Source organism: Pseudomonas sp. FA117 (genome assembly GCF_057370475.1).
Genome location: NZ_CM170675.1, coordinates 4,022,780 through 4,042,392 on the forward strand (window position 1 = coordinate 4,022,780; position 19,613 = coordinate 4,042,392).

Sequence of the window (19,613 nt, forward strand, 5' to 3'; positions counted from 1 at the left end):
CGATCTCTTATCGGTCGGGACGGTCGATGGTCAGCTGCTGGGCAGGCTGGCCCCGGGTGGCCAGCGGCGCGCTCTGGCCGATCCATTCGCCCTGGGTCGGCTGGCCGGCACGTGACACGCGTGCAACCAGTTGGACTTCGGCGAAGTCCGACAGTTTCATCTGCGGCATCATGGCGTCGGCGTCCGACAACTGCACCTCGATGGGCAACTGGGCCACGGTCACCCGCTTGGCCGCCAGCGGCATCGGCGGACCATTGCTGGCCCGGGCGAAGATGAACACCGTGTCGTCGGGCCTGACCTTGTCCTTGAGCGCTGCAGCCAGCTCCACACGCACGGTCAGGCTCGCTGCCTGCGCAGGCTTGCCGCCCTCGCCCTTGAGCCTGTCGGCGGCGCGGTCGATCCCACCCTGCAGGGCCGCGCGCGAGGCATCGCCCTCGGGCAGCTGCGCCAGCAGGCGCTGCCAGTAGTCGATCGCCTCCTGGTAGCGCTCACCCTCGAAGGCGGCGATACCGCGCAGGCCCAGGCTGGTGACTTCGTTGGGGTCGACCTTGAGAGCCTCATCGGTGAGGCTCTGCAACTGCGCACTCCACTGCTTGTCGGCAGCGAAATACTGCGCCTGGGCCCATTGCCCGAGCAGCTCGGGCTGGCGACCGGCCAGGGCCACCGCACGCTCGAAGGCGCGGGCGGCGTCGGCGGGACGCTGGTCGGCCATGTAGGCGCGACCCAGGAAATACAGCCCTTCGGCAGAGTCCGGCTGGGCCTGCACGGCACGCTCCAGGCGGCTGATCATTTCCTGGGGGGTCTGCGGGGCCTGGGCGAACTCGCGGGTCAATTCGACCTGGTCCGCCGCGCCGAAATGCAGGTACAGCCCCAGCGCCATCACCGGTACCAATACTGCCGCCAGCAACGGCAAGGTCCTGCCCAGATGCCCCTGACGCGGGGCGTCGACGCCCTCGGTATCGGCGAGCAGCTCGCGCGCGGCCTCGTCGCGGCCCTTGGCCAACTGCCCGGCATCGAGCACCCCGGCCTCGTGCTGGGCGGCCAGCTCAGCCACACGTTCCTGGTACAGGGCGACGTTGAGCGCGGTACGGTCTTCTTCGGCCTGCTGCTGGCGACGGCCACGCAGGATCGGGATCAGCAGCAAAGCCAGGGCAGCGAGCAACAGCAGGCTCGCACTCAGCCAGAATTCAGTCATGGGTGTGTTCTTTATCCAGCAGTTTGGCGAGACGTTCGCGTTCGTCCACGGAGAGTTCGGAGTTGCCTTGCGCCACCGGGTTGCGGCGGCGGCGAACGATCGCCACCAGTACCACGAAACCGCCGGCCAGCAGCACCCCGGGACCGAACCAGAGCAGCCAGGTACGCGCCGTCAGCGCCGGCTTGTAGCGCACGAAGTCACCGTAGCGATCGACCATGAAGTCGATGATCTGCTGGTTGCTCCTGTCTTCGCCGAGCATGCGGAAGATCTCGCGGCGCAGGTCGGCGGCGATCGGTGCATTGGAGTCGGCGATATCCTGGTTCTGGCACTTGGGGCAGCGCAGTTCCTTGGTCAGTTGCTGGTAGCGCTCACGCTCGGCGTCATCGCGAAACTGATAGGTGTCGATCGCCGCCTTGGCCACACCAGCCATGCTCAGGCCCAGTACGGCGGCAGCAAGCCAGCGCTTCATGGGCGGCCCTCGTCGACCAGCCCCTGGTACAGCGGCGCCAGCTGCTCGCGCCAGACGGAGGCATCGACCACGCCGACGTGCTTGTAGCGGATGATGCCCTTGGCATCGATCAGGAAGGTTTCCGGCGCGCCGTACACGCCCAGGTCCAGGCCCAGGGTGCCCTGCTCGTCGCGGATGTCGAGCTGGTAGGGGTTGTGGAACTCGGCCAGCCACTTGAGCGCGGCGGCGTTGTCGTCCTTGTAGTTGATGCCGTGGATCACCACACCCTGCTCGGCCAACTGGTTCAGGTAAGGGTGCTCGACCTTGCACGAGGGGCACCAGGTGCCCCACACGTTGACCAGCGCCGGGCGGCCCTGCAGGTCGGCCTGGGTCAGGGTGCGATCGCCCTGCACGCTCTGCAGCGAGAACGCCGGGAACGGCTTGCCGATCATCGCCGACGGCAGTTCGTCAGGCTTGAGGAACAGCCCCTTGTACAGAAACACGGCCATCAGCAGGAACACCGCCAATGGCACTACCATGATCCAACGCTTCATGCCGTCGCTCCAGACATCCCCAATGTATCGCGCACCCGCGCCGTGACCTTGACCCGATAACGCCGGTCGAGGGCTGCCAGCAGCCCGCCCAGCGCGGTCAGCAGGCCACCGAGCCAGATCCAGCGCACGTAGGGCTTGATATGCACCCGCACCGCCCAGGCGCCGTTTTCCAGCGGCTCGCCCAGGGCGACATACAGGTCACGGGTGAAGCCGGCATCGATACCGGCTTCGGTCATCATCGACTGCTGCACGGTGTACAGGCGTTTTTCCGGGTGCAGCACGGAGACTTCACGGCCTTCGCGGGAAACGCGGACGGTGCCTTTGTCGGAGATGAAGTTCGGCCCCTCGAAGTGCTTCGCCCCCTCGAACAGGAAGTGGTAACCGCCCAGTTCGACGCTTTCGCCCGGCGCCATGCGCAGGTCGCGCTCGGCACTGTTGTTGCTCGACAGCACCACGCCCAGGGCACAGACCACCAGCCCCAGGTGCGCCAGCTGCATGCCCCAGTAGCTGCGGTGCAGGCCGCGCACGCCCTTGATCAGCCCCTTGTGACGGGTCTTGTCGAGGATGTCGCGCACGCCGCCCAGCACCACCCAGGCGGCCAGGGCGAACACGCTGAGCGCCGGCCAGTCGAAATCATCGACGATCAGCCCGGCCACCGGCGCCAGGATCGCACTGCCGATCAGCACCGGGGTCAGCATGCCCAGCAGCCACTGGCCGGGCGTGTCCTTCCAGCGCACCAGTACACCGATCGCCAGCACCACCATCAGCAGGGCCATCAAGGGCAGGAACAGGGCGTCGAAGTAAGGCGGGCCGACCGACAGCTTGGCGCCGGTCAGGGCATCGAGCACCAGTGGGTAGAGCGTACCCAGCAGGATCATCGAAGCGGCCACCACCAGCACCAGGTTGTTGGCCAGCAGCAACGTCTCGCGCGACCACAGGCCAAAGCCTACCTGGCTCTTGACCACCGGAGCGCGCAGGGCGAACAAGGTCAGCGAACCGCCGACCACGAACAACAGGAAGATCAGGATGAACACGCCGCGCGACGGGTCGGCGGCAAAGGCATGTACCGAGGTCAGCACACCGGAGCGGACCAGGAAGGTGCCCAGCAGGCTCAGCGAGAAGGCAGCGATGGCCAGCAGCACCGTCCAGCTCTTGAACACGCCACGCTTCTCGGTGACGGCCAGCGAGTGGATCAGCGCAGTGCCGACCAGCCACGGCATGAACGAGGCGTTTTCCACCGGGTCCCAGAACCACCAACCGCCCCAGCCCAGCTCATAGTAGGCCCACCACGAGCCCAGGGTGATGCCGATGCCGAGGAATGCCCAGGCGACGATGGTCCAGGGCCGCGACCAACGCGCCCAGGCCGCATCCAGGCGACCGCCGAGCAGTGCGGCGATGGCGAAGGCGAAGGCCACCGAAAAGCCCACGTAGCCCATGTACAGCATCGGCGGATGCACGATCAGGCCGAAATCCTGCAGCAGCGGGTTGAGGTCGCGGCCGTCGGTAGGCACCTGCGGCAGCAGGCGGGTGAAGGGGTTGGAGGTGATGATCAGGAACGACAGGAAGCCGGTGCTGATCATGCCCATCACCGCCAGCACCCGCGCCAGCATCACCTGCGGCAACTGGCGCGAGAACACCGACACGGCGAAGGTCCAGCCACCCAGGATCAACGCCCAGAGCAGCAGCGAACCCTCGTGGGCGCCCCACACGGCGCTGAACTTGTAGTACCAGGGCAGTGCGGTGTTGGAGTTGTGGGCGACATAGGCGACCGAGAAGTTGTCAGTCATGAAGGCATGGGTCAGGCAGGCGAAGGCAAACGCGAGGAAGGCGAACTGCCCCCAGGCGGCCGGGCGCGCCAGGCTCATCCACAGGCGGTCGCCGCGCCAGGCACCGAGCAGCGGCACGCTGGCCTGGACCACGGCAAAACAGATCGCCAGGATCATCGCCAACTGGCCCAGTTCAGGCATCACCAGGGCTGCGTTCATGGCTTGACCTCCCCGGCAGTGGCGGCCTGGCCGCTTTCCTTGAGCGCCTTGGTCACTTCGGGCGGCATGTACTTCTCGTCGTGCTTGGCCAGCACTTCGTCGGCCACCACCACGCCTTCGGCGTTGAGCTTGCCCAGGGCCACGATGCCCTGCCCTTCGCGGAACAGATCCGGGAGGATGCCACGGTAGGTGATCGGCACCGACTTGTTGAAATCAGTGACCACGAAGCGCACGTCGAGCGAGTCGGCCGAACGTTGCACCGAGCCCTTCTCGACCATGCCGCCAGCGCGGATGCGCGTGTCCTGCGGCGCTTCGCCATTGGCGATCTGGGTCGGGGTGTAGAACAGGTTGATGTTCTGCTGCAGGGCGCTCAGGGCAAAGCCCAGGGCCACTGCGACGCCGACCAGCAGGCCGAGGATGAGCAACAGGCGTTTCTTGCGCTGCGGATTCACTGGTGGTTCTCCCGGCGCAGACGGCGCGCCTCTTCTTGCAGGTAGCGACGGCGGGCCAGCAGCGGCAGGGCGACGTTGATCGCCAGCACTGCCAGGCAGATCCCGTAGGCCGACCACACGTACAGGCCGTGGTGACCCATGGCGAGGAAATCACTGAAGGAGGCGAAGCTCATCGCGCAATCCCCCGGCCCAGGCTGTTCAGCACTTCTTCACGTACCCAACTGGCACGAGCTTCGCGCTTGAGCACTTCAAGGCGCATGCGCAGCAGCAGCACGGCGCCGAAGAAGCAGTAGAAACCCAGCACCGTCAGCAACAGCGGCAGCCACATTTCGGCAGGCATCGCCGGTTTTTCGGTGAGGGTGAAGGTGGCGCCCTGGTGCAGGGTGTTCCACCACTCCACCGAGTACTTGATGATCGGGATATTGACCACGCCAACGATGGCCAGCACCGCGCAGGCCTTGGCCGAGCTGTCGCGGTTACTGATCGCCTGGCCCAAAGCGATGATGCCGAAGTACAGGAACAGCAGGATCAGCATCGAGGTCAGGCGGGCGTCCCACACCCACCAACTGCCCCAGGTCGGCTTGCCCCAGATGGCCCCGGTGACCAGCGCCACCGCGGTCATCCAGGCGCCGATGGGCGCAGCGCATTGCAGGGCGACGTCAGCCAGTTTCATCTTCCACACCAGCCCGACCACCCCGGCGACCGCCAGCAGCACGTAGCAGGACTGCGCCAGCATGGCCGTCGGGACGTGGATGTAGATGATGCGGAAGCTGTTGCCCTGCTGGTAGTCCTGCGGGGCGAAGGCCAGGCCCCAGACGATACCGACCGCCAGCAGCAGCACGGCAGCTGCGACCAGCCAGGGCAGCATGCGCCCGCTGATGGCATAGAACCATTTGGGGGAACCCAGCTTGTGGAACCACGTCCAGCTCATTTTCATCAGGGTACATCCAGGATCTTGGCCGGGCTTCGATGCCCGGGACTCGTTATTCACCGACGCTGATCTTCAGGCCGGCCGCTATCGCAAAGGGTGTCAGTGTCACGGCCAGGGCGGTCAGGCTGGCCAGCCAGAGCAGGTGTCCGGTCGCGGGCATATTCTGCAACGCCGCCTGCAGGGCACCACTGCCCAGGATCAATACAGGGATATACAACGGCAGAATCAGCAACGCCAGCAGCAAACCGCCGCGCTTGAGGCCGACGGTCAGGGCGGCACCGACCGCACCCAGCAGGCTCAGCACCGGGGTACCGAGCAGCAGCGAGGCGAGCAACACCGGCAGGCACGCGGCCGGCAAGCCCAGCATCAGCGCCAGCAGTGGCGCCAACAATACCAGCGCCAGGCCGGAAAAGGTCCAGTGCGCGAGTACCTTGGCCAGCACCAGCAGCGGCAACGGATGCGGTGACAGCACCCACTGCTCGAGCGAGCCGTCTTCGAAATCGCTGCGAAACAGGCCGTCCAGCGACAGCAATACCGCCAGCAAAGCCGCGACCCAGACCAGCCCGGGCGACAAGGTTTGCAACAATTGTGTCTCGGGACCGACCGCCAGAGGGAACAGCGCCACGACGATGGCGAAGAACACCAGCGGGTTGGCCAGCTCGGCCGGACGGCGGAACAGCAGGCGCGCTTCGCGGCGCAGCAACAGAAGGAATACGCTCATGCCGCCCACTGCCCCAGATTGAGTTCACGGTAGCCGGACGGCCTGCCCTGCAGATGATGGTGGGTGGTCAATACCACGGTACCGCCCTGCTCGCAGTGTGCGGCCAGGTGGGCTTCGAGCTGGGCCACCCCCTGCTTGTCGAGGGCGGTGAAGGGCTCGTCGAGAATCCACAGCGGCGGGCCGTCGAGATACAGCCGGGCCAGGGCGACTCGCCGCTGCTGGCCGGCCGAGAGCGTATGACAGGGCACGTCTTCGAAGCCACGCAGGCCAACCGCCTCGAGTGCCGTCCAGATGCTCTCGCGGGTCGCCGGACGATGCAGGGCACAAAGCCAGGCCAGGTTCTCTTCGGCCGTCAGCAGCTCCTTGATCCCCGCAGCATGCCCGATCCACAGCAGGATGCTGGCCAGAGCATGGCGCTGCTCGTCCAGCGCGCGGCCATCGAGCAGGATCTGCCCCGCCGTCGGTTGCATCAACCCGGCCAGCAGGCGCAGCAGGCTGGTCTTGCCGCTGCCGTTGGGGCCGCTGACCTGCAGCATGTCGCCGGGGCGCAGCTCGAAGTCCAGGTGCTCGAAAAGCAATCGCCAATCGCGCTCGCAGGAAAGGTTGGCGGCTTGGAGGTGGAGGGTCACGGTTTCGCCTTATGCTGTTCTTGGCGTGTCGAGCGGTGGCGCCTTCTTCGCGGGCAAGCCCGCTCCCACAGGCCGCATCGATCCTGTGGGAGCGGGCTTGCCCGCGAATGAAACACTGCAGATCAACACCCTTGTCTCAAGTCGCCCCGCCCCTGGCCGTTATACTGGCAGTGGCAGCGCGCCCGGCATTATTGCATGTGCCGCCCTGCTGCCAAGAGGGCTGGCTCGACAGGTTGTATACAATCATGACGGAAATCAATAGTCTCGGCGCACAAAGCGCATTCGCCGCCCAGATGGCCAAGGCCAGCCTGACCGGTGAGCTGCTGCGCCTGACGCAGGCGCAACCGGGCCTGATCCCCCCGGGCCAGACGGCCCAGGCCGAAGTGCTGAACCTGCGCCAGGTGGGCCAGGACTTCATGCTGTTGCTGCGCCTGAGCCTGGCCAACGGCAGCCAGGTGCAGGTTCAGGCCAGCGCCAGCCAGCCCTTGCCGCCGGGCAGCCAGATCACCCTCGGCCAGCCCGACGGCAGCCGCCTGGCGGTGCTCCTGCAGCAGGCCAGCGCCAGCAACATCGCCACCCTCACCCAGCTCGACACCGACAAGCTGCCGATCGGCACCCTGCTCCAGGGCAAGGTCCTGACCAGCCAGGCGCTGCCGGGCGATGCGGCGCAGACCACGGCCTTCCGCTCGCTGGTCAGCCTGCTCAACAGCAGCCAGGCCGGTGCCACCCTGACCATCGACAGCCCGCGCCCGCTGCCGGTCGGCAGCCTGCTCAGCGCCCTGGTGCAAGGCGACCAGTCGCTGCGCTTCGTGCCCCTGAGCGGTCGCCAGGATCAACTGAGCATCGCCCAGCAACTGCTGACCCAGCAAGGCCGCCAGGCTTCGCTGCCAGCCCTGCTCAATACCCTGCAGCAGATCGCCAGCGCCCCCGCCGGCAACACCGAACTGAGCGCCACCGCTGCGCGCCTGCTGGCCAGCCTGCCGAACGCTGGGCAACTGGTCGATGCCAAGAGCGTCGCCCAGGCCCTGAACAACAGCGGCGCGTTTCTCGAGGCCAAGCTGCTCGGTGGCCTGGGCACCACGGTCGCGCCCGACCTCAAGGCACAGCTGGTGCGCCTGGTGGCGCAGATCGCGCCCGGCGTGCCCGGCAACCCGAGCTTCAACCCGGCACTGGCAGCCAGCGCGTTGGCCCAGGTGCTTCCCGGCATGGCCCGCAGTGCCCTGGGGATGCTCGACCAGGTCAGCAACCGTCCCTTGCCCGGCGCCTTTCCGCTGCCTGCAAGACTGCTGCAGAGCCTGGAAGACAAGGGCGACCTGCAACAGCTGCTGCGCCTGGCCGCCGCCGCCATCTCCCGGGTGCAAAGCCATCAACTGGCCAGCCTGCAACAGACCGGCACCACCGAAAGCGGCAACCAGCAGACCACCTGGCAGGCCGAGATCCCCTTGCGCCACGGCCAGGAGTTCATCGCCCTGCAGGCCAAGCTGCAACGCGAGGAAACCCCGCAGCAACAAGCCGACCCGCAACGCCAGCAACGCGATCCCCTCGAATCGCTGTGGCGCATCGACCTGGCCTTCGACTTGCCACCGCTGGGGCCACTGCAGGTCCAGGCGCAACTGGTCAAGGGTCGCCTCAGCGGCCAGCTCTGGGCCGAGCGCCCGCAAACCGCCGAGCTGATCGACAGCCAGCTCGGCAGCCTGCGCGAACGCCTGCTGGCGCGTGGCCTGGACGTGGGTGACCTGGAATGCCACCCCGGCATCCCGCCGCAAGGCCCACACACACGACTTGAGCAACGCTGGGTGGATGAAACCGCATGAGCAGCAAAGCCCCCCGCCAGGCCATCGCCCTGAGCTACGACGGTGATCAGGCGCCGACCCTGAGCGCCAAGGGTGAGGATGAGCTGGCCGACGCCATCCTCGCCCTGGCCCGCGAACATGAAGTGCCGATCTACGAAAATGCCGAGCTGGTGCGCCTGCTCGCCCGCCTGGAACTGGGCGAGCAGATTCCCGAAGCGCTGTACCTGACCATCGCCGAGATCATCGCCTTCGCCTGGCAACTGCGTGGCCGCGTGCCCGCAGGTTTCAACGACGAGCAGTCGCCACCCCGCGACATCTCGCCCGAGACCTTGCGCCTGCCATCGAGCCGATGACCGGACCCAGCCTTATCTAACACCTTTGGCCAAGGGTACAAAGGATGCTGCAGCCTCCCCTGACAAAGAGGCAGCAGTCGCCCATGAACGCCATTCCCCAGGAAAACCTGCACCTGGTGCGTGAAGCACTGATCGATTTCCCCCGGCCCGACACCCTCGCCGAAAAGCTGTTGCAGCCCTGGCTGAAACAACACGGCGTCGAGACCTCGCCCTGGGACATCGACATCGTCACCCTCCACTACCAGTACGCCTATGTCGACGACTCCAGAACGCTGCGCATCGATGCCCTGATCAGCCAGCAGTCGAACCTTGTCGAAGCCCTTCTCGGCAATTGGCAGGGCGAAGTGGCCGGTAGTTTCCAGGGTTTTCATTTAGGCGACTGGGCCGGCCTGGCCCCCGAAGCGAAGGTACACCTGGTCGACCAGCTCAAGAAGCCTGGCGCACTCGCCAACAACAGGGGCTACCTGATATTCAACGGCCTCTACCGCCGCACCACGCCATCCTCCTTCGGCCCTCACAACCGGCTGCCGGTTCGCGCCGAGGACTTCCAGGGGTTCATCTGGAACCAGCACCTGCTGCAGCACTTCAAGACCCGCCTCGACACCTACTGGCAGCAGCGCCGCGCCCTCTACGAGCGGGCGATGCGCATCAACTTCATTGCCGCCTGCAACCGCCAGGTCAGCCAGGGCAGACTGTCCGAAGCCGCCAGGCTGATGGCCTGGCAGGTAGCCGGCCTGCTGCCGCAACACGCGGGCGCGCACACCGTGCACATGCTGGATATCTACGGCTACACCTCGAGCACGATCTTCCTCGTCAAGGATAACCACAGCCCCCTCACCCTGCTCTACATCCCAGGCAATACCTTTCCCCTGCACGAGTTCATCGACGAAGCCGCCATGAAGCACTGGGTCGCCGGCCAGTGCCAGATCCCCGACAAGCGCGAAGCGTTGCTGCACCACTTCGCCGTCGCCGATCGCCCGGACGGCCTGGACTTCAGCGGCCTTCGCACCGCGCTCCAGGGACTGGGCCTGTACCCCAGGCCCCACCGTCTTTCGCCGTTCCACCAAGGCTTTGCCACCAGCGGTATCTGGAATCCCCAGGAGATGATCGGTTACCGCAACCACACGTACAGCCCACCCATCACCGGCGAACTCTTCGGCCAACTCACACGCCTGCAGCAACGCCGCAGCTACGCCGACGCCGATGCGCAGATCACCAGCAACCACGACATCGACAAGACCCGTTGGATCAGCTACCTGCACATCGCCCTGACGCTGCTGGCACCCGTTGCCATTGCAGTACCGGAGCTTGGCCTGGTGTTGGCGGCGACAGGGCTCGCGCAGTTCAGCCTGGGCCTGGACCAGGCCCTGCATGGCAAGACGCTCGAGCAAAAGGTTGCCGGGGTGTCCGAACAGACCATCGGCCTGTTCAACGCCGTTGCCGCAACGGGCAGCGTGCTGGCCCGTCCCGAGGCCCTGTTTCGCTACTGCAGGCCGGGGTTCTTCTCGTCGGCACGCCTGGCCGAACGGGCGCGGACACGAATAGGCGCCGCGCCCCTGCCCGAAGAACTGCCGCTGCTGCCCGCCGAGATGGCGTTTCGCGAGCAACCGGTCCAGGCCTCGACCTCGGTGTCGGCCCTGGTGGTGCGCATCGACGAGAGCCTGCGGCCGCGCTTCGCTGCCTGGCTCAATGTCGAGCAGGGACCGCCCTGCGACTGGGTCGAATACGAGGCGCGCACCGACAGTTTCATTCGTGAAAGCGAGAGCGAACAAGCGAACCCGTCGCGCTGGATCGTCGACCCGGACAATCCGCTGGCCTTGCGCCTGCTGGGCGATGCCCATGCCACCGACGACGCCACGCGCATGGCCTCGCTGCGGTCACTGGGTATCGATCTCGACCTGCCCATGGACTACAGCGTCTTCGACAGATTGCAGGAGCTGCCGATCCCCCGTCGGATCAGCAGCGTCTGGATCGGCGACCGTCTGATCGGAGACAGTTTCCTGGACGCCTTGACGCACAACGCCAGGGTCCTGCACCAGAGCACGTTCGAGTACCAGTTACTGCTCTCGCGCCAGGTCCCGCAGGTCTTCGAGCAGAATGTGCGCCTGCTGGCCCGGCATGCGCCGAACCTGCAGATCCTGACCCTGGAGGAGCAGCCCTGGTACCTGGCCTTCGAACGCTCCAGCTATTTCCCGGGCTATCGGGCAGCGATCGAGGGCAGTGGCGGCATGGCCACCAACTTCAGCTCCGCCAGCGACATCCTGCGCTACCGCCTGCTCAGCCATTACGGTGGAATCTACCTGGACGCCGACGACCTGCTGCTGCCTGTCGAAGCTTCCGGGCAGTTGCCACTGGAGCGTCTGAAGCTGCAGACCAGCAGCGACGGCCTGGTGCTTTCACCGCCGGTGAGCAACGACCAGTTGGGCATGTACATCAAGTACAACAGCAGCATGATCGGCAGTCACCCGGGCAATCCGACCCTGGATGCCATCTCCGACGAGATCGTCCGGCGCCTGCAACTGGAGCCGGACTTCTACCGACAGCGCCCCGACCCCATACGGTCGCCTGCTGCGTTCAACGATTATGCGCGACGCCTGAACCGTCTGACCGGTCCGGGCGTGCTCAATGATGTGATCGATCAGCGCCTGCCCTGGCTGCGCCAGTTGCGCGAGGCCTGCAACCTGCTGGCCTCACCGGTGCGCGATGCGGTGGAGCTGGTGGACGTGCACAAGCTGCTGACGGTCCTCGAACGGCATGTGCCGCTGGACCATGTGGCGATGATCGGACGGGCACACAGCTGGATGCACCACTGAACCGCGCCCTGCGGGTGATCAAGCCGATCACCCGTTGCGGTGCAGCTTGCTCATCAGCTCCGCTTCGGCCTGGGTGAGCCCGCAGGTCTGGGTCAGCTCCTCGACACTGGCGCCCATGCCCACCAGCTTGGCGGCCTGGGTGAAGGTGACACTGTTGGGGTCGCGCTGCTCCAGTTGCAGCAGTTTTTCCGGCAGTGGTGCAACCGTCGCACGCAGTTCATGGATCGCCTCGCCCATGCGCACGGTGACGTTCTGGTAGTCATCCAGACGTTTGGCCAGGTCCTTGATGCGCTGGTCACGCAGCGCATCGCCCTGGGCCTGCTGGCTGGCCAGCTCGCGCTGGCGCTTGCTGTAGTTGAGGAAGAACCACAGGCTCAGCGCCCACAACAATGCAAGGAGGATTACTGCAGCCTCGAAGATCACCTCAGATGTTCTCCAGCTCCGACCACTCTTCCTCGGTCATCATCTTGTCCAGCTCGACCAGGATCAGCAGCTCGCCATTCTTGTTGCACACGCCCTGGATGAATTTGGCCGATTCTTCGTTGCCGACATTCGGTGCGGTCTCGATCTCCGACTGACGCAGGTAGACCACCTCGGCCACGCTGTCGACCAGGATGCCCACCACCTGCTTGTCCGCCTCGATGATCACGATGCGGGTATTGTCGGTGACGTCCGAGGGCATCAGGCCGAAGCGCTGGCGGGTGTCGATCACGGTGACCACGTTGCCGCGCAGGTTGATGATGCCCAGCACATAGCTCGGCGCACCCGGCACCGGGGCGATCTCGGTGTAGCGCAGGACTTCCTGCACCTGCATGACGTTGATGCCGTAGGACTCGTTGTCCAGACGGAAGGTGACCCACTGCAGGATCGGATCTTCGGAACCTTGTGCAGACGACTTCTTCATTCCCCTAGCCCTCTTTAACCGCCCTTGACGGTATGCTCGTTATGGCCGCGGCAGATGCGGCGCCTATGTCAGTTGTGTTGAATGTTCATCTGCTTGACCGCACCACTGGCGATCAACTCGGCCAGCTCGGCGACGTCGAGCAAAGCGCACATGTGCTCGATCACCGTACCGGCCAGCCATGGCCGCTGGCCACGCTGGCTGCGCCACTTGATCTCGGCCGGGTCCAGGCGCAGCGAGCGGCTGACCTGATGCACCGCCAGGCCCCATTCGTAGCCCTGCACCGAAATCACGTATTGCAGGCCCTGACGGAAATCTTCGCGGTAGCGGTCGGGCATGACCCAGCGCGCAGTGTCCAGCACCTTCAGGTTGCCCGCCTGGCAGCTGAGAATGCCGAGGAACCAGTCCGGCTGGCCGAACAACGGCGTCAGCTCCTGGCCCGCCAGGCTGTAGATCGAGCCCAGGCACACCAGCGGCACCGCCAGGGTCAGCCCGGCGACGTCGAACAGCAGGCACTCGAACGGCTCCGCGGCCCAGGCTGGACGACCGTCGACCGTAGCCGGCGGGACGGGCGCGGCAGGCGCCGGCAGGTGGACCTCGACCAGTGGTGCGACCGGCTCGATGACCTGCGCCTCGCCCAGGACCGGAATCGCTGCCTCGGGCAGTACCTGGTCTTCGACCACGCTGACTACCGGCTCCACCGGCGGCAGCAGCGTAGGCAATACCTTGGGCACAGGTTCGGCGAAGGGCTTGAGCGCCGCCACCGGCTCGGGCGGGCGAACGGCATCGCGGGCTTGTTCCTCACGTACCGCTGCAGCGAATTCGTCGCTGGGTTCGGCATGCTGGACGGGTGCTGTCGGCAGCGGTGCCTGCGGCAGTTCAGTCGGTTCGGTGGCTTCCTGCAGCAGGCCGTCGAGGTACGACTGCAGGGCCAGTTGCGGCTTGCTGGTGATCTGCGGGGCGTGGTTCATCAGGCCACCTGCAATGCGTTGCGGTAGGTCAGCAGGTGCTTGAGCAGCGCCCGATAGGCGATCACACCGCGGCTCTTGCCGTCGAACTGCGAGGGCGTGACACCGTTGCGACTGGCATCGCGCAGGCGCGTGTCGACCGGGATGTAGCCTTGCCACACCTGCTCGCCATAGGTGTCGCGCAGCACTTTGAGCGTGCCCAGCGAGGCCTGGGTGCGGCGGTCGAAGAGAGTCGGGACGATCTGGTAGGGCAACGCCTGCTTGCGCGAGCGGTTGATCATGGCCAGGGTGCCGACCATGCGCTCCAGCCCCTTGACTGCAAGGAACTCGGTCTGCACCGGAATCACCAGTTGCTGGCTGGCAGCCAGGGCGTTGACCATCAGCACCCCCAGCAACGGCGGGCTGTCGATCAGGGCGAAGTCGAAATCCTGCCACAGCTGCGCCAGACTCTTGGCGATCACCAGGCCCAGGCCATTCTGCCCCGGCGACTGGCGCTCGAGCACCGCCAGCGCCGTGCTCGAGGGCAGCAACGAGATGCGCTCATGGCTGGTCGGCAGCAGCAACTGCCCCGGCAACCCTTCCGGCACCGCGCCCTTGTGCAGGAACAGGTCGTAGCAACTGTGCTCCAGGGCATCGGGATTATGCCCGAAATAGCTGGTCATCGAGCCGTGCGGGTCGAGGTCGACGACGACCACGCGCTTGCCCGCCTCGGCCAGCAAGCCTGCCAGGGCGATGGTAGTGGTGGTCTTGCCGACGCCACCTTTTTGATTGGCTACTGCCCAGACTCTCATCGTGCGTTGCTTCCTCCCAGCCTGGGCTGAATGTCCTGCCGGGAACGGTTCTATAGATTCGGTGACGGAGATTTGACGGGATTGCTCCCGACCGTCGTGGCTGGCTTAGCTGGTGCACTTTGTGTGCCAGCACGGCGCAGCGCCGCGTCCGGAGTGGCATTGGCACTGCCCGAGCCGGTCAGGCTGCGGCGCACTTCGAGGTTGCGGGAAATCACCAGCACCACCCGCCTGTTGCGCGCCCGTCCTTCGGCGGTGTCGTTGCCGGCCACCGGCTGGTACTCACCGTAGCCCACCGAAGCCATGCGTGCCGGGTTCACCCCTTCCATGGCCAGCAGGCGCACGATGCTCGCGGCCCGCGCCGACGACAGCTCCCAGTTGGTCGGGTACTGGGCGGTGCGGATCGGCAGGTTGTCGGTGAAGCCCTCGACATGCACCGGGTTGGCGAACGGCTTGAGGATTTTGGCGACCTTCTCGATGATCTCGAAGGCGATGTCGCTGGGCATCGCATCACCACTGCCGAACAGCAAGGCGGAGTTGAGCTCGATCTCCACCCACAGCTCGTTGCCGCGCACGGTCATCTGGTTCGACTTGATCAGGTCGCCGAAGGCATCGGCCACTTGGTCGGTGATGGTCTTGAGCGGATCGACGCTGGTCTGCCCCAGGCCGGCATCGACCTGGTCGCTGTCCTTGATCAGCGGCTCGGCAGGCTTGACCGTCAGCGGGCGTTCATCACCGATCGGGATCGGCTTGAGGCTGCGCTCGGGGTCGTTGAACACGCCGATCAGCGCCTGGGAAATCACCTTGTACTTGCCTTCGTTGATCGAGGAGATCGAGTACATCACCACGAAGAAGGCGAACAGCAATGTGATGAAGTCCGCATACGAGACCAGCCAGCGCTCGTGGTTCTCATGTTCCTCGGTATGGCGACGACGACGCATGGCTTACTCCATGAAGCCTTGCAGCTTCAGCTCGATCGAGCGCGGGTTCTCGCCTTCGGCGATCGACAGCAGGCCCTCGAGCAGCATCTCGCGATAACGCGACTGGCGCATGACGATGGCCTTGAGCTTGTTGGCCACCGGCAGCAGGATCAGGTTGGCACTGGCCACGCCATAGATGGTGGCGACGAAGGCCACGGCAATGCCGTTGCCCAGTTGCGACGGATCGGCCAGGTTGCCCATCACGTGGATCAGGCCCATCACCGCACCGATGATGCCGATGGTCGGTGCATAGCCGCCCATGCTTTCGAACACCTTGGCGGCCTGGATGTCGCGACTCTCCTGGGTGAGGAAGTCGACCTCGAGGATGCTGCGGATCGACTCCGGCTCGGCACCATCGACCAGCAACTGCAAGCCTTTGCGCGCGTATGGGTCTGGCTCGGCATCGGCCACCCCTTCCAGGCCCAGCAGCCCTTCCTTGCGTGCGGTCAGGCTCCAGTTGACGACGCGATCGATACCGCCCGCCAGGTCTACCCGTGGCGGGAAGATGATCCAGCGCAGGATCTGCAGCGCGCGCTTGAACGCCGACAGCGGCGACTGCAGCAGCGCCGCGGCCAGGGTGCCGCCCAGCACGATAAGCCCGGCCGGGCCGTTGAGCAGCGCACCGACGTGGCCGCCTTCGAGGAAGTTGCCGCCGACGATGGCGACGAACGCCAGGATCAGGCCGATAAGGCTAAGGACATCCATCAGACACAGGCCTCTACCAGGTGCTTGCCGATCTCGTCCAGGCTGTACACCGCATCGGCCAGGTTGGCCTTGACGATGGCCATGGGCATGCCGTAGATCACGCAGCTCGCCTCATCCTGGGCCCACACGGTGCTTCCGCCCTGCTTGAGCAGGCGGGCACCTTCGCGGCCATCGGCGCCCATGCCGGTCAGCACCACCGACAGCACCTTGTCGCCATAGGTCTTGGCCGCCGAGCCAAAGGTGATATCGACGCACGGCTTGTAGTTCAGGCGCTCGTCACCCGGCAGGATCTTCACCGTGCCGCGACCATCGACCATCATCTGCTTGCCACCAGGGGCCAGCAGCGCCAGGCCCGGACGCAGCACATCGCCGTCCTCGGCCTCCTTGACGCTGATCTTGCACAGCTTGTCGAGGCGCTCGGCGAAGGCCTTGGTGAACGCAGCCGGCATGTGCTGGATCAGCACGATGGGCGCCGGGAAGCTGGCGGGCAGTTGCGTCAGGACCCGCTGCAGCGCCACCGGGCCACCGGTGGAGGTGCCGATGGCGACCAGCTTGTAAGGCTTGCGCTTGGGGGCTGGCGAATGGCTGGCTGCGGCACGCACCGGCGCCGCAGCGCGAGCCGGAACAGTGCTGCCCAAGGTGCTGGCCGGAGCATGGCTGGTGCTGGGCGCGGCGCTGGCGACCGGGCTTGGTGCGTGGCTGGCGAAGCTGCTGAAACGGCGATTGCTGCGCGAGATGGTATGGACCTTCTCGCACAGCATCTGCTTGACCTTCTCGGGGTTGCGCGAAATATCCTCGAAGTTCTTCGGCAGGTAATCGACCGCCCCTGCGTCCAGCGCATCGAGGGTTACGCGCGCGCCTTCGTGGGTGAGCGAGGAGAACATCAGGACCGGTGTCGGGCAGCGCTGCATGATGTGGCGCACGGCGGTGATGCCGTCCATCATCGGCATCTCGTAGTCCATGGTGATCACATCGGGCTTGAGCGCCAGCGCCTGGTCGATCGCTTCCTTGCCGTTGGTCGCGGTGCCGACCACCTGGATGGTCGGGTCCGCCGAGAGGATTTCCGAGACGCGGCGGCGGAAGAAACCGGAATCATCCACCACCAGGACCTTGACTGCCATAAACACTCCATTAGGCGGCGCAACCGCCAGGTCGCGCCGCCGAAATCAAATACGCCGGGCGGCGTAACGCTTGAGCATGCTCGGTACGTCGAGGATCAACGCGATACGACCGTCGCCGGTGATGGTCGCGCCGGACATGCCCGGGGTGCCCTGGAGCATCTTGCCCAGCGGCTTGATCACCACCTCTTCCTGGCCCACCAGCTGGTCGACCACGAAGCCGATGCGCTGGGTGCCGACCGACAGGATCACCACGTGCCCTTCGAGCTGCTCCTCGTGCTGCTGGTCCTGGACCAGCCAGCGCTTGAGGTAGAACAGCGGCAGTGCCTTGTCGCGCACGATCACCACTTCCTGGCCGTCGACGACGTTAGTGCGCGACAGGTCCAGGTGGAAGATCTCGTTGACGTTGACCAGCGGGAAGGCGAACGCCTGGTTGCCCAGCATCACCATCAGCGTCGGCATGATTGCCAGCGTCAGTGGCACCTTGATGACGATCTTCGAGCCCTGGCCCTTGGCCGAGAAGATGTTGATCGAGCCGTTGAGCTGGGAAATCTTGGTCTTCACCACGTCCATGCCCACGCCACGGCCGGACACGTCGGAAATCTCGGTCTTGGTCGAGAAGCCCGGGGCGAAGATCAGGTTGTAGCAGTCCGACTCGCTCAGGCGGTCGGCGGCATCCTTGTCCATCAGCCCCTTCTCGACGGCCTTGGCGCGCAGGATGTTGGGATCCATGCCCTTGCCGTCGTCGGAGATCGACAACAGGATGTGGTCACCCTCCTGCTCGGCCGACAACACCACGCGGCCGGTGCGCGACTTGCCGGAAGCCTCGCGCTCCTCGGGGGTCTCGACGCCATGGTCGACCGCGTTGCGCACCAGGTGCACCAACGGATCGGCCAGGGCCTCGACCAGGTTCTTGTCCAGGTCGGTCTCTTCGCCGACCAGCTCCAGGTTGATCTCTTTCTTGAGCTGGCGGGCCAGGTCGCGAACCAGGCGCGGGAAGCGGCCGAAGACTTTCTTGATCGGCTGCATGCGGGTCTTCATCACCGCGGTCTGCAGGTCGGCGGTGACCACGTCGAGGTTGGACACGGCCTTGGACATGGCCTCGTCGCCGCTGTTCAGGCCCAGGCGCACCAGGCGGTTACGCACCAGCACCAGCTCGCCGACCATGTTCATGATTTCATCCAGGCGCGCGGTGTCGACCCGCACCGTGGTTTCCGCCTCGCTGGCGCCGTGCTTGTCGGCAGCCGGAGCTGCAGCGCGCGCCGGGGCCGGAGCTGCGGCCGGCTTGGCGGCCGCAGCGGGAGCAGTCGCCGGCTTGGCGACCGGTTTGCTTTCAACCTTGGCAGCAGGAGCGGCAGCCACGGCAACGGCAGGCGCCTCAGCAGCGACGGCATCGCCACTGAACTTGCCCTTGCCGTGCAGTTGATCGAGCAGCGCTTCGAATTCGTTGTCGGTGATGTGGTCGCCGGCAGGTTCGGCCATCGGCGCACTCGCCGCCACTTCGGTGCCTGGCAGTGCATCGGCGGCGAAGGTGCCCTTGCCGTGCAACTGGTCGAGCAATGCTTCGAACTCGGCGTCGGTGATCTCGTCACTGGCAGGCGCTGTAACGGCAGCCTCAGGCTCGCTCGCAGCAACTTCCGGCGAGAACTGGCCCTTGCCGTGCAACTGGTCGAGCAGCGATTCGAACTCGGCGTCGGTGATCTCGTCGGCAGCGCCGGAAACGGCCTGGCCCTGCGACTGCTCGGCCGCCTCGGCCTGGGCCTTGACCGCGTCGAGGGAGTCGAGCAGTTGTTCGAACTCGGTGTCGGTGATGTCCGGCTCGGCAGCGGGCGCTTCGACGGCGACGGGCGCTGCGGCAACCGGTGCCATGGCGTCGGCGCTGGCAGGCTCGGCCAGGCGCGACAGCGCGGCCAGCAGTTCAGGCGTGGCCGGGGTGATGTCGCTGCGCTCGCGGACCTGGCCGAACATGCTGTTCACCGTGTCCAGCGCTTCGAGCACCACATCCATCAGTTCGGCATCGACCCGGCGCTCTCCCTTGCGCAGGATGTCGAAGACGTTCTCGGCAATGTGGCAGCACTCCACCAGCTCATTGAGCTGAAGGAAGCCGGCGCCCCCTTTTACAGTGTGAAAACCGCGAAAGATCGCATTGAGCAAGTCCGCATCATCGGGCCGGCTTTCCAGCTCGACCAGTTGCTCGGACAGTTGCTCGAGGATTTCGCCGGCTTCTACCAGGAAATCCTGAAGGATTTCTTCATCGGCGCCGAAGCTCATTAAACGTG

The 19,613-nt window shown here is 65.6% G+C and carries 20 protein-coding genes; 3 read left to right on the forward strand and 17 right to left on the reverse strand.

Annotation, left to right across the window (positions count from 1 at the left end):
* Positions 1-7: 7 nt before the first annotated feature.
* The 9 genes from ccmI to ccmA are packed head-to-tail and all read right to left on the reverse strand — an operon-like array spanning position 8 to position 6,915.
* Positions 8-1,195 carry a c-type cytochrome biogenesis protein CcmI gene (gene ccmI / locus AC1TXO_RS18600; protein WP_486403100.1) on the reverse strand — a complete coding sequence of 396 codons (1,188 nt, stop codon included), beginning with the start codon at positions 1,193-1,195 and terminating at the stop codon, positions 8-10.
* Positions 1,188-1,664 carry a cytochrome c-type biogenesis protein gene (locus AC1TXO_RS18605; RefSeq protein WP_486403101.1) on the reverse strand — a complete coding sequence of 159 codons (477 nt, stop codon included), beginning with the start codon at positions 1,662-1,664 and terminating at the stop codon, positions 1,188-1,190. Before AC1TXO_RS18605 ends, ccmI begins: the two co-directional genes overlap by 8 nt.
* Positions 1,661-2,197: a DsbE family thiol:disulfide interchange protein gene (locus tag AC1TXO_RS18610; RefSeq protein ID WP_486403102.1), complete on the reverse strand. Its 537-nt coding sequence runs from the start codon at positions 2,195-2,197 to the stop codon at positions 1,661-1,663. The genes AC1TXO_RS18605 and AC1TXO_RS18610 overlap by 4 nt, the downstream gene beginning before the upstream one ends.
* The gene (locus AC1TXO_RS18615; RefSeq protein ID WP_486406862.1) at positions 2,194-4,167 is read right to left on the reverse strand and encodes a heme lyase CcmF/NrfE family subunit; all 1,974 of its coding nucleotides are present in this window, start codon (positions 4,165-4,167) and stop codon (positions 2,194-2,196) included. The genes AC1TXO_RS18610 and AC1TXO_RS18615 overlap by 4 nt, the downstream gene beginning before the upstream one ends.
* A gap of 11 nt (positions 4,168-4,178) precedes the next feature.
* Positions 4,179-4,634, reverse strand: a complete 456-nt coding sequence (gene ccmE / locus AC1TXO_RS18620) for a cytochrome c maturation protein CcmE (protein ID WP_054895613.1) — start codon at positions 4,632-4,634, stop codon at positions 4,179-4,181.
* Positions 4,631-4,807, reverse strand: a complete 177-nt coding sequence (ccmD, locus tag AC1TXO_RS18625) for a heme exporter protein CcmD (RefSeq protein ID WP_486403103.1) — start codon at positions 4,805-4,807, stop codon at positions 4,631-4,633. Before ccmD ends, ccmE begins: the two co-directional genes overlap by 4 nt.
* Positions 4,804-5,571, reverse strand: a complete 768-nt coding sequence (locus AC1TXO_RS18630; RefSeq protein WP_486403104.1) for a heme ABC transporter permease — start codon at positions 5,569-5,571, stop codon at positions 4,804-4,806. The genes ccmD and AC1TXO_RS18630 overlap by 4 nt, the downstream gene beginning before the upstream one ends.
* Before the next feature lie 46 nt (positions 5,572-5,617).
* Positions 5,618-6,286 carry a heme exporter protein CcmB gene (ccmB, locus tag AC1TXO_RS18635; RefSeq protein WP_486403105.1) on the reverse strand — a complete coding sequence of 223 codons (669 nt, stop codon included), beginning with the start codon at positions 6,284-6,286 and terminating at the stop codon, positions 5,618-5,620.
* The gene (gene ccmA / locus AC1TXO_RS18640; RefSeq protein ID WP_486403106.1) at positions 6,283-6,915 is read right to left on the reverse strand and encodes a cytochrome c biogenesis heme-transporting ATPase CcmA; all 633 of its coding nucleotides are present in this window, start codon (positions 6,913-6,915) and stop codon (positions 6,283-6,285) included. Before ccmA ends, ccmB begins: the two co-directional genes overlap by 4 nt.
* 245 nt (positions 6,916-7,160) lie before the next feature.
* Between ccmA and fliK the strand changes: the two genes are divergently transcribed.
* From fliK to AC1TXO_RS18655, 3 genes are all read left to right on the forward strand, one after another.
* Positions 7,161-8,729 (forward strand): flagellar hook-length control protein FliK, encoded by a 1,569-nt coding sequence (gene fliK / locus AC1TXO_RS18645; RefSeq protein WP_486403107.1) that lies wholly within the window; start codon positions 7,161-7,163, stop codon positions 8,727-8,729.
* Positions 8,726-9,061, forward strand: coding sequence for an EscU/YscU/HrcU family type III secretion system export apparatus switch protein (locus tag AC1TXO_RS18650; protein ID WP_486403108.1), 336 nt, complete (start codon positions 8,726-8,728; stop codon positions 9,059-9,061). The genes fliK and AC1TXO_RS18650 overlap by 4 nt, the downstream gene beginning before the upstream one ends.
* Before the next feature lie 83 nt (positions 9,062-9,144).
* Entirely contained in the window at positions 9,145-11,874 is a 2,730-nt protein-coding gene (locus AC1TXO_RS18655) for a dermonecrotic toxin domain-containing protein (RefSeq protein ID WP_486403109.1), read from the forward strand.
* Between the two features lie 27 nt (positions 11,875-11,901).
* On the opposite strand, the gene AC1TXO_RS18660 is transcribed toward AC1TXO_RS18655, so the two are convergent.
* From AC1TXO_RS18660 to AC1TXO_RS18695, 8 genes are all read right to left on the reverse strand, one after another.
* Positions 11,902-12,297, reverse strand: a complete 396-nt coding sequence (locus tag AC1TXO_RS18660) for a DUF2802 domain-containing protein (protein WP_486403110.1) — start codon at positions 12,295-12,297, stop codon at positions 11,902-11,904.
* 1 nt (position 12,298) lies between these two features.
* Positions 12,299-12,778: a chemotaxis protein CheW gene (locus AC1TXO_RS18665; protein WP_016393802.1), complete on the reverse strand. Its 480-nt coding sequence runs from the start codon at positions 12,776-12,778 to the stop codon at positions 12,299-12,301.
* Between the two features lie 68 nt (positions 12,779-12,846).
* Entirely contained in the window at positions 12,847-13,746 is a 900-nt protein-coding gene (locus tag AC1TXO_RS18670) for a CheW domain-containing protein (RefSeq protein WP_486403111.1), read from the reverse strand.
* Positions 13,746-14,534: a ParA family protein gene (locus AC1TXO_RS18675; RefSeq protein WP_486403112.1), complete on the reverse strand. Its 789-nt coding sequence runs from the start codon at positions 14,532-14,534 to the stop codon at positions 13,746-13,748. The genes AC1TXO_RS18670 and AC1TXO_RS18675 overlap by 1 nt, the downstream gene beginning before the upstream one ends.
* 50 nt (positions 14,535-14,584) lie before the next feature.
* A complete protein-coding gene (gene motD / locus AC1TXO_RS18680) occupies positions 14,585-15,472 on the reverse strand; it encodes a flagellar motor protein MotD (protein WP_486403113.1) in 888 nt (295 codons plus the stop codon).
* A gap of 3 nt (positions 15,473-15,475) precedes the next feature.
* Positions 15,476-16,216 (reverse strand): flagellar motor protein, encoded by a 741-nt coding sequence (locus AC1TXO_RS18685; RefSeq protein ID WP_486403114.1) that lies wholly within the window; start codon positions 16,214-16,216, stop codon positions 15,476-15,478.
* Complete coding sequence (locus tag AC1TXO_RS18690; RefSeq protein ID WP_486403115.1) at positions 16,216-17,337, reverse strand: protein-glutamate methylesterase/protein-glutamine glutaminase; 1,122 nt, start codon at positions 17,335-17,337, stop codon at positions 16,216-16,218. Before AC1TXO_RS18690 ends, AC1TXO_RS18685 begins: the two co-directional genes overlap by 1 nt.
* A gap of 45 nt (positions 17,338-17,382) precedes the next feature.
* The gene (locus tag AC1TXO_RS18695; protein ID WP_486403116.1) at positions 17,383-19,605 is read right to left on the reverse strand and encodes a chemotaxis protein CheA; all 2,223 of its coding nucleotides are present in this window, start codon (positions 19,603-19,605) and stop codon (positions 17,383-17,385) included.
* Positions 19,606-19,613 lie beyond the last annotated feature (8 nt).

Bases quoted from the DNA above. Each gene is read 5' to 3' on its own strand.
- AC1TXO_RS18655 (WP_486403109.1), top strand. From the start codon at position 9,145: ATGAACGCCATTCCCCAGGAAAACCTGCACCTGGTGCGTGAAGCACTG.
- AC1TXO_RS18690 (WP_486403115.1), bottom strand. From the start codon at position 17,337: ATGGCAGTCAAGGTCCTGGTGGTGGATGATTCCGGTTTCTTCCGCCGC.
- ccmD (WP_486403103.1), bottom strand. From the start codon at position 4,807: ATGAGCTTCGCCTCCTTCAGTGATTTCCTCGCCATGGGTCACCACGGC.
- AC1TXO_RS18695 (WP_486403116.1), bottom strand. From the start codon at position 19,605: ATGAGCTTCGGCGCCGATGAAGAAATCCTTCAGGATTTCCTGGTAGAA.
- fliK (WP_486403107.1), top strand. From the start codon at position 7,161: ATGACGGAAATCAATAGTCTCGGCGCACAAAGCGCATTCGCCGCCCAG.
- AC1TXO_RS18610 (WP_486403102.1), bottom strand. From the start codon at position 2,197: ATGAAGCGTTGGATCATGGTAGTGCCATTGGCGGTGTTCCTGCTGATG.
- AC1TXO_RS18630 (WP_486403104.1), bottom strand. From the start codon at position 5,571: ATGAAAATGAGCTGGACGTGGTTCCACAAGCTGGGTTCCCCCAAATGG.
- AC1TXO_RS18685 (WP_486403114.1), bottom strand. From the start codon at position 16,216: ATGGATGTCCTTAGCCTTATCGGCCTGATCCTGGCGTTCGTCGCCATC.
- AC1TXO_RS18675 (WP_486403112.1), bottom strand. From the start codon at position 14,534: ATGAGAGTCTGGGCAGTAGCCAATCAAAAAGGTGGCGTCGGCAAGACC.
- ccmI (WP_486403100.1), bottom strand. From the start codon at position 1,195: ATGACTGAATTCTGGCTGAGTGCGAGCCTGCTGTTGCTCGCTGCCCTG.
- AC1TXO_RS18665 (WP_016393802.1), bottom strand. From the start codon at position 12,778: ATGAAGAAGTCGTCTGCACAAGGTTCCGAAGATCCGATCCTGCAGTGG.
- AC1TXO_RS18605 (WP_486403101.1), bottom strand. From the start codon at position 1,664: ATGAAGCGCTGGCTTGCTGCCGCCGTACTGGGCCTGAGCATGGCTGGT.
- AC1TXO_RS18650 (WP_486403108.1), top strand. From the start codon at position 8,726: ATGAGCAGCAAAGCCCCCCGCCAGGCCATCGCCCTGAGCTACGACGGT.
- AC1TXO_RS18670 (WP_486403111.1), bottom strand. From the start codon at position 13,746: ATGAACCACGCCCCGCAGATCACCAGCAAGCCGCAACTGGCCCTGCAG.
- ccmB (WP_486403105.1), bottom strand. From the start codon at position 6,286: ATGAGCGTATTCCTTCTGTTGCTGCGCCGCGAAGCGCGCCTGCTGTTC.
- motD (WP_486403113.1), bottom strand. From the start codon at position 15,472: ATGCGTCGTCGTCGCCATACCGAGGAACATGAGAACCACGAGCGCTGG.